At 71.2% G+C, this 4,969-nt stretch carries 7 protein-coding genes; 5 read left to right on the forward strand and 2 right to left on the reverse strand.

Features of this window, described 5'->3' with window-relative positions; all coding sequences use genetic code 11:
• A partial coding sequence (locus tag CCN51_RS41740; RefSeq protein ID WP_143676062.1) for a zinc-binding dehydrogenase occupies nucleotides 1-257 on the forward strand: 257 nt, incomplete at its 5' end.
• Nucleotides 258-291: 34 nt separating this feature from the next.
• On the opposite strand, the gene CCN51_RS58430 is transcribed toward CCN51_RS41740, so the two are convergent.
• Nucleotides 292-477, reverse strand: a complete 186-nt coding sequence (locus CCN51_RS58430; protein ID WP_014179846.1) for an alcohol dehydrogenase catalytic domain-containing protein — start codon at nucleotides 475-477, stop codon at nucleotides 292-294.
• A gap of 343 nt (nucleotides 478-820) precedes the next feature.
• On the opposite strand from CCN51_RS58430, the gene CCN51_RS41750 reads away from it, so the two are divergent.
• Nucleotides 821-1,642, forward strand: coding sequence for an IclR family transcriptional regulator (locus CCN51_RS41750; RefSeq protein ID WP_014179845.1), 822 nt, complete (start codon nucleotides 821-823; stop codon nucleotides 1,640-1,642).
• A 5-nt stretch (nucleotides 1,643-1,647) separates the two neighbouring features.
• Here the strand turns inward: CCN51_RS41750 and CCN51_RS41755 are convergent, their stop codons facing one another.
• Nucleotides 1,648-2,085, reverse strand: coding sequence for a MarR family winged helix-turn-helix transcriptional regulator (locus tag CCN51_RS41755; protein WP_014179844.1), 438 nt, complete (start codon nucleotides 2,083-2,085; stop codon nucleotides 1,648-1,650).
• 179 nt (nucleotides 2,086-2,264) lie between these two features.
• Between CCN51_RS41755 and CCN51_RS41760 the strand changes: the two genes are divergently transcribed.
• The 3 genes from CCN51_RS41760 to CCN51_RS41770 all read left to right on the forward strand — a co-directional run.
• Nucleotides 2,265-3,095 (forward strand): CoA transferase subunit A, encoded by an 831-nt coding sequence (locus tag CCN51_RS41760; RefSeq protein WP_014179843.1) that lies wholly within the window; start codon nucleotides 2,265-2,267, stop codon nucleotides 3,093-3,095.
• The gene (locus CCN51_RS41765; RefSeq protein WP_014179842.1) at nucleotides 3,092-3,913 is read left to right on the forward strand and encodes a CoA-transferase subunit beta; all 822 of its coding nucleotides are present in this window, start codon (nucleotides 3,092-3,094) and stop codon (nucleotides 3,911-3,913) included. The genes CCN51_RS41760 and CCN51_RS41765 overlap by 4 nt, the downstream gene beginning before the upstream one ends.
• 5 nt (nucleotides 3,914-3,918) lie before the next feature.
• Nucleotides 3,919-4,969 (forward strand): thiolase family protein (locus CCN51_RS41770; protein WP_086860767.1); only part of this gene is annotated, 1,051 nt, incomplete at its 3' end.

Genomic DNA, 4,969 nt, shown 5'->3' on the forward strand with positions numbered 1-4,969 from the left:
TGCTGCGCCGGGGCGGGACGCTGGTCAGCATCGTGCAGCCGCCGGACCCCGAGCAGGCCGCCGCCCGTGCCGCGCGTGGCGTGTTCTTCGTCGTCGAGCCCGACCGCGCCGGTCTGGAGGCGATCACCGAGCTGATCGACGGCCGACGGCTCACCCCGGTGGTGGACCGGGTCGTCCCGCTCGCCGATACCCGCGCCGCGTACGAGGCTCTGCGTGCCGAACACCCGCGCGGCAAGATCATCCTCCATGTCCGGTGACGAGCGCGGAAGCCGAACGTGACGGCGCGGGCCGTCATGTGGCGGAAGTCGGCTGCTCGTACGGGATGCGGGCCAGATGCAGGACCTCGCCCAGCGTGCCCCACTCGTCGCCGCCGGAGCGCTTGGTGCAGGCGGAGGTCAGGCCGCGGGCGCACTCGGGGCAGTCGAGACAGGCGTAGTTCGGCTCGATGACCACGCGCTGCCCCACGGCGCGGTCCACGACTCGTTCACATGCGGCGGGGAGCGGTGAGGACGGCTGCTTTCACCGGGTCTCCTACGTGGGGAGGGGGAGGGCGGACGTGGGGAGTTGGTCCGCTGAATGGACCTAGGGGTCCGTGTGCCGGTGACGATAGAACGTACGCTGAGCATCGACACGAGGTTGCGGGCGAGTAACCGGGGCGTAAAACGGGCAGCCAGGCGGGAAATCCGGGCCTGACAAGCCAGAAAGCCCTTACCCACCCTGTCCCGACCCTGGTCCGCGCAGCGGACCTCGGTCCATACTGGGCGTCCTTATCGGGCCCGGACAGGTCCGCCGAGCGGACCGAACGGCAAGGAGCGGCGGCATGAGCGAAGACAGCACGGGCAGCACAGGCAGCACGGTCAGCACAGGCGGCCAGGAAAGCAAGGACGGCGGCGAGGCCCGGGGGATGCGGACGGTCCAGCGGACCATCGACATCCTGGAGCTGTTCAACGAGCACCGCCCCGCGCTGTCCCTCCGCGAGATCGTCACCGCCAGCGGCCTGCCCAAGACCACCGTGCTGCGGATCCTGCAGACCCTGCGCCTCAACGGACTGCTCTGGCTGGACGAACACGGCCGCTACACCGCCGGCCCCGCCTTCCTGCGCTGGGTCCGCATGGCGGACCAGGGCTGGCGGCTGCCCGCCCCCGCCCGCCGGGCGCTGCGCGAACTGGCCACCGAGCAACGGGAGACGGTGCATCTGTACGTACGGCGCGATGTGCACCGCATCTGCATCGCCCAGGAGGAGGGGCCGCAGGCGCTGCGCCATGTCGTCCAGGTCGGCGACGAACTGCCGCTGTGGGCGGGCGGCCCGTCCAAGGTGCTGCTGCTCGGGGCGGACGACACGCTGCTCGACCGGGTCGCCCGCCGCTCCCCGCACGGCCCGGACCACACCACGACGCTGCGCCGCTGGGTGGCCGAGACGCTGCGCAACGGGTACGCGGTCAGCCACAGCGAACACGAGGAGGGGTTGTCGTCGGTGGCCGTCCCGGTGCGGGCGCGGGGCGGCGAGGTGGTGGCGGCGCTGTCCTTCGGCGGCCCGTCGGCCCGCTTCACGGCGGAACGGCTGCCACGCTTCGTCAACTCGCTGACGATGGCGGCCCGTGCGGTCGGAGGAAGCGGGGGGTTCGGCGGCCTGCGCGGGTAGGCGCCCTACGCCCGCAACTCCTCCGCCGCGTCCGCGACCCGCGCGATCAGCCGCAGCAGCGTCTCCCGCTCCCCCTCGTCCAGCGGCGCCAGGAAGACCCGGTTCATCCGCGCCGTACGCGTCACCAGCTTGCGGTGGACACGTACACCGTCGTCCGTCAGCTTGAGCACATTGCGCCGCCCGTCACGCGGGTCACGCACCCGCTCGACCAGCCCGCGCCGGGCCAGCCGGGCCACGAGGTCGGCGATGGTGGAGCGGTCGAGGTGGACATGTTCGCTGAGGGTGCGCTGATCGATGTCGGGCTTCTCGACGAGCGCGTTGAGCACCGCGAACTGCGGCGAGGTCGTCTCCTCCGAGACCATCGCGCCCCACAGCAGGGAGTGTGCCTGCTGCAGCCGGCGGGCCAGGTGCCCGGGGTGAGTGCTCAGATCGACCGCGCCCATGCCCCGCCGTCTCCTTCCCTCGCGTATTTCATCCGCACACTGAGCAATTCTACCCTGCGGAAGCCTGCCTGTCGAGCACAACCTTTTCTTCCTAGACTGTATTGACCGAGCCACTGATCGATGAAAGCTTTCTGGGCAGACAGAAATAATCAGCACACTGAGCATCTGCCGGAGTGACGATGGCCGACATCCGAAGCCTGCACGACGCCGTGGCGGACCTTGTCCACGATGGGGACATCCTCGCGATGGAGGGCTTCACCCACCTCATCCCGTACGCCGCCGCGCACGAGATCATCCGTCAGGGCATCACCGACCTCACCCTCGCCCGGATGACCCCCGACGTCATCTACGACCAGCTGATCGGCGCCGGACTGGTGCGCAAGCTGATCTTCTCCTGGGGCGGCAACCCCGGCGTCGGCTCGCTGCACCGCTTCCGCGACGCCGTGGAGAACGGCTGGCCGCGCCCCCTGGAGCTGGACGAGCACAGCCACGCGGGCATGGCCAACCGCTATGTGGCGGGCGCGTCCAAGCTGCCGTTCGCCGTGTTGCGCGGCTACCGGGGAAGCGACATCCCGACCCGTACGGAGACGGTCTCCACCGTCGTATGCCCCTTCACCGGCGAGGAGTTGGCCGCGGTCGCGGCCCTCAACCCGGACGTCACCGTCATCCACGCCCAGCAGGCCGACCGGAACGGCAACGTCCAGCTGTGGGGGCTGACCGGCGTACAGAAGGAGGCGGCGCTCGCCGCCGACCGGGTCCTGGTCACCGTGGAGGAGATCGTCGACACACTGGAGCCACGGCCGGGCGGGGTCGTCCTGCCGACCTGGGTCATCGACGCGGTGGCCGAGGTCCCCGGCGGCGCCCACCCCTCGTACGCCTCCGGCTACTCCGTCCGGGACAACGCCTTCTACCAGGCATGGGACCCGATCGCCCGCGATCGCGAGGCGTTCACACGATGGATCGAGGAGAACGTGCGGAACGAACAGAGCGCAAAGGCCGCCGTGCGATGACCGACAACACCACGAGCGCTGACAACACCACACGCACCGACTTCACCCGCGACGAGCTGATGGAGGTCAACGCCGCCCGCGCGCTCGCCGGCGCCAGGACCTGCTTCGTCGGCATCGGCCTGCCCAGCACCGCCGCCAACCTCGCCCGCGCCACGGTCAATCCGGACCTGGTCCTGATCTACGAGTCCGGGACGATCGGCTCCAAGCCGACCCGGCTACCGCTGTCCATCGGCGACGGCGAGCTCGCGGAAACCGCGGACGCCGTGGTGCCGGTGCCGGAGATGTTCAACTACTGGCTGCAGGGCGGCCGGATCGACGTCGGCTTTCTGGGCGCGGCGCAGGTCGACCGCTACGCCAACATCAACACCACGGTCGTGAACCGCGGCCCGGACAAGCCGGAGGGGCGGCTGCCGGGCGCGGGTGGCGCCCCCGAGATCGCCTCGAACTGCGGCAAAGTGCTGATGGTGCTGCGCCACTCCACCCGAAACTTCGTCCCCGAGCTCGACTTCGTGACCACCCTCGGCCACGGCGCCGGCCCCGGCGACCGCAAGAAACTGGGCATGCCCGGCGCGGGCCCGGTCGCCGTCATCACCGACCTCGGCGTGCTGCGTCCCGACCCGGCGACCGCGGAGCTGGTGCTGACCGAGCTGCACCCGGGGGTATCTGTCGAGCAGGTACGGGCCGCCACGGGCTGGGAGCTGCGGGTGAGCGACGGACTCGGCGCGACCGAGCCACCGACGCCGCAGGAGCTGGCCGCGCTGCGCGCCCTCAAGAACGCCGGAAAGAGCTCTGGAAAGAGCTCCGGAAAGGACGCTTGATACAGATGAGCAACGGCACCCTGCGCGAGGTCTACATCGTCGACGCCGTCCGCACACCCGTCGGCAAGTACGGCGGCGCGCTCGCGGGCGTACGCCCCGACGACCTGGCCGCCCATGTCGTACGCGCCCTCCTCGCCCGCACCCCCGACCTCGACCCGGCCCGCATCGACGACGTCTGCTTCGGCAACGCCAACGGCGCGGGCGAGGAGAACCGCGATGTGGCCCGGATGGCCGTCCTGCTGGCAGGGCTCCCCGTCAGCGTGCCCGGCGCGACCGTCAACCGGCTGTGCGCCTCGGGCCTGGAGGCCGTGCTGCAGGCCGCCCGCGCCATCGCCGTCGGCGATGCGCATATCGCGCTGGCCGGGGGCGTGGAGTCGATGAGCCGCGCCCCCTGGGTGCTGCCCAAGCCGGAGCGGGCCTTCCCGGCCGGGCACCAGCAGCTGTACTCCACCACCCTCGGCTGGCGCATGACCAACCCCGATATGCCGCCCGAGTGGACCGTCGCCCTCGGCGAGGGCGCCGAGCTGATCGCCGACAAGCACGGCATCGGCCGCGCGGCGCAGGACGCGTACGCGCTGGCCAGCCATGAGAAGGCGGTACGGGCGTGGGAGGAAGGGGCATACGACGCGGAGGTCGCGCTGTACGAGGGCGTGGACCTGCACCGGGACGAGACCATCCGCGACACCACATCCCTTGAGTCCCTGGCCAAGCTGAAGCCCGCCTTCCGCAAGGACGGCGGTACGGTCACGGCGGGCAACTCCTCGCCGCTGAACGACGGCGCGGCCGCGCTGCTGCTCGTCGACGAGGAGGGGCTGCGGGCCACCGGGCGCGAGCCACTGGCCCGGATCGGCGCGTCCGCCGTCACCGGCATCGAACCGCAGTACTTCGGCCTCGGGCCGGTCGAGGCCGTGAACCGCGCGCTCGCCAAGGCCGGCCGTACCTTCGTCGACCTGACCACCCTGGAGCTCAACGAGGCGTTCGCCGCGCAGGTGCTGGGCTGCCTCGCCGAATGGCCGGACCTGGACCCCGCCCTCGTCAACCCGCGCGGCGGCGCCA

This window comes from Streptomyces milbemycinicus, from assembly GCF_002154605.1.
Classification (GTDB): domain Bacteria; phylum Actinomycetota; class Actinomycetes; order Streptomycetales; family Streptomycetaceae; genus Streptomyces; species Streptomyces milbemycinicus.